This is a genomic window from Nocardia veterana NBRC 100344, from assembly GCF_000308855.1.
In the GTDB taxonomy this organism is placed as follows: Bacteria; Actinomycetota; Actinomycetes; order Mycobacteriales; family Mycobacteriaceae; genus Nocardia; species Nocardia veterana.
Genome location: NZ_BAGM01000086.1, coordinates 1 through 1,973, shown reverse-complemented (window position 1 = coordinate 1,973; position 1,973 = coordinate 1). Strand labels below are relative to the sequence as shown.

2 protein-coding genes and 1 pseudogene are annotated in these 1,973 nt (G+C 71.0%); all 3 read left to right on the top strand.

The genetic code is table 11. The features are described from left to right. A pseudogene (locus tag ON37_RS31795) lies at positions 1-216 on the top strand (hypothetical protein); the annotation flags it as partial. Further along, positions 213-1,703 (top strand): SCO6880 family protein, encoded by a 1,491-nt coding sequence (locus tag ON37_RS15040; RefSeq protein ID WP_040720151.1) that lies wholly within the window; start codon positions 213-215, stop codon positions 1,701-1,703. The pseudogene ON37_RS31795 and the gene ON37_RS15040, both read left to right, overlap by 4 nt. A gap of 69 nt (positions 1,704-1,772) precedes the next feature. Further along, the coding region (locus ON37_RS33820; RefSeq protein WP_217999937.1) for a hypothetical protein at positions 1,773-1,973 on the top strand (201 nt) is incomplete at its 3' end.

Here is a 1,973-nt window from a genome sequence, read left to right as displayed (position 1 = left end):
GGCGGTGGCGGCGGCCAACCGGCCCCCGCGAGTCCGCGCGCGCCCGGCGGCGCCGCGGCGGTACCATCCGGCGCGTCGCGAGCCATGAACAACATCGCGACCGCCCGGGCGGCGGGCGCGCATCTCAACCGCGCCGACGAAGCCATGGGCGATATCGCCGGTGACCGCTGGGCCAACCGCGCACCCGACCTCGGCAGGAGCACCATTCCGCGATGACGACGACCGACACCTACGAGCGCCGCTCGTACGGGCTGTGGCAGAAGCCGCGCAGCGCAGGCCTTTTCGGGCTGCGCTGGGGCGAGACGGTGCTCGGCTTCGTCGTCGTCATCACCGCCCTGATGACGGCGCTGGTGGCCGGGCCGAAGCCGGCGTTGTTCGTCGCGATCATCGGCGTGGTCGTGATGGTTCCACTGGTGTGGCGGACGGGGGGCCGCTCCGGTTACGAGACGGGATTGATGATGTTCCATTGGTTGCGCGGCCGCAGCAAGGGCGAGCACGTCTATCGCGGTGGCCGGTTCTCCCGCATCCCCGGCGGTGTGGCCCGGCTGCCCGGGTTGATGGCGCCCTCGCGACTGTACGAGGGCATCGATGCCGGCGGGTACAGCTTCGGCATGATCCACCTGCCGCAATTCGCGCAGTACACGGTCGTGCTGCGGGCCTGGCCGCAAGGTCACGAGGCGGTGGACCAGCCGGTGATCGATCGGTGGGTGGCGGCCTGGGGCACCTTCCTGGCCTCGCTCGGCCAGACCTCGGACATCGTCGCGGTGGTCCCGGTGATCGACACCGTGCCGGAGACCGGAAACCGTTTGCTCACCGAGGTTTCCACCATCACCCGGCCCGAGTCCCCGGCCCTGGCCCAGCAGGTGATGTACGAGCTGGCCACCGAATTGCCGCAGGAGCGGGTGCAATTGCTCCCGCGCGTCGCGATCACGTTCAAGGCCACCACCGCCGAGCGCCGCAAGAATCCCGCCGAGGAGGCCGTCGAGATCGGCCGGCGGTTGCCCGGAATCTGCGCGGCGCTGGCCGAGGCGGGCGTGCGTGCCCAGCCGATGTCGGCCGACGAGGTGATCTCGTTCATCCGTCGCAGCTACGACCCCGCCGCCCAGGCCGATCTGGAAGTGGCCGCGGGTGAACCCGGTGGGCACGGCCTGGATTGGGCCGACGCGGGCCCGATCTCGCACGAGGAGCGCTGGGATCAGTTCATCCACGACGGTGGCCGGTCGGTGACCTGGGAGATGGACGCCGCACCCGAGGGCGCGGTGGACGAGCGGGTGCTGCAGCGCCTACTGGCACCGAATCCGGAGGTGCCGCGCAAGCGGATCGCCATCGTGTACCGGCCGCATTCGGCCGCCGACGCCGCCGAAATCGTCGACGACGACTACAAGAACGCCCTCGTCGCGCAGCAGAGCGAACGGGGCGTCGTGTCGGCCTCGGCGACGCTGCGGGTGGGCGCCACCCAGCAGGCCCGCGAGGAGCAGGCCCGCGGGCACGGTGTGACCCGATTCGGCGCGCTGGTCACCATCACCGAACCACTGCGCGGCGATCTGCCGCGGATCGAGGCGATAACCCGCGACCTGTCCACACAGGCCCGGTTGAAGATCCGGCGCTGCTACCGATACCAAGCGGCCGCGTTCGCAGCCTCACTCGGCTGCGGGGTGATCCTGCCGGAACACGCGAGTATTCCGAAGGCATTGGCGGGGTGAGCGTCCATGGCAGGTGAGCACGAGCCGCCGGTCCGGTACCGCGGCCAACCGCCGCGATACAGCGAACGGGTGGTGGATACCGCAAATCCACTCCCGTCCGGGACTCGCGGGCGCAGTCACGACGACGAGTGGGGAATCGAGGCGTACGCGCCCGGCCTGCCGCGCTCGGAATACGGTGGCGCACCTGCCGATTGGGATGACGTACCGCTGCGGCCACCCCGCCGGCGCGGCCGTGGCGTGGAGGGTGAGCGGCGACGCCCGGCGGCGGAC